The 811-nt window shown below is 36.1% G+C and carries 2 protein-coding genes; both read left to right on the forward strand.

Features of this window, described 5'->3' with window-relative positions:
• Positions 1-198, forward strand: a 198-nt coding sequence (locus ACFIK8_RS10870; RefSeq protein WP_375669435.1) for a glycoside hydrolase family 3 N-terminal domain-containing protein, incomplete at its 5' end; no start/stop codon positions are given.
• Positions 199-610: 412 nt separating this feature from the next.
• The coding region (gene tatA, locus ACFIK8_RS10875) for a twin-arginine translocase TatA/TatE family subunit (protein WP_375669436.1) at positions 611-811 on the forward strand (201 nt) is incomplete at its 3' end.

Below are 811 nucleotides of genomic sequence, written 5' to 3' on the forward strand. Positions count from 1 at the left end.
TTACCAGCTGCGATGACTGCGCATATTGTCTATAAGGCAGTTGACGAGCGAGTTCCTGCAACGCTTTCTAAGAGAGTTATTGAGAATGTTATTCGTGAAAATATAAGTTTTGACGGGTTTTTAATGGCAGATGATGTTGTCAATGAAAGCTCTTTCAGGGAGTACGCTTTCAGAAAATTTTTCCGATTTAACACGTAAAATTTTTGCTGCAGGCTGTGACATTGTTTTTCACTGTAACAGTAATTTGGAAAAGATGTTTGCAATTGCGCAGATAATGCCCTTTTTAAAAGACAAAGCATTAGAATCTGCGGATAGTCCTTGCAGTAGGGTTTTGCACTCAGACAGATCAGATGAAATTGCCTTGAGAGAGGAATTTTCAAACCTTTTGACTTTTTATTTAAAGAGGTTTGTCATTTTTGATTTATCTGTGTTTGTTGGAATGCGCTGAGAAAAGTGGAGAGAGGCTAAAAAGTCAGTTTACAATAAAAACATGCGATTGCCTTTGACTTTAGAAGAAAATATACAAGTAAGATATGGCTATATTTGGTACATTCTTTACACAGTAAGCATGAACAATTGAAAGCAAATTTAAAAGCAGTGAGAGAAAGTGATGGGTAATATTTTTTCACCAACACATTTAATTGTGATTTTACTGATTGTCCTTGTGCTTTTCGGACGCGGTAAGGTTTCTGAATTAATGGGCGATGTGGCTAAGGGGATTAAAGCTTTTAAAAAGAATATGAAGGAAGAAGGAGAACTTCTCGAGGATAAACTTGAAATGTCCGACTCTTCCAAAACAACAGATGTTAGA

The sequence above is a fragment of the Bartonella sp. MR168JLCBS genome, from assembly GCF_042194175.1.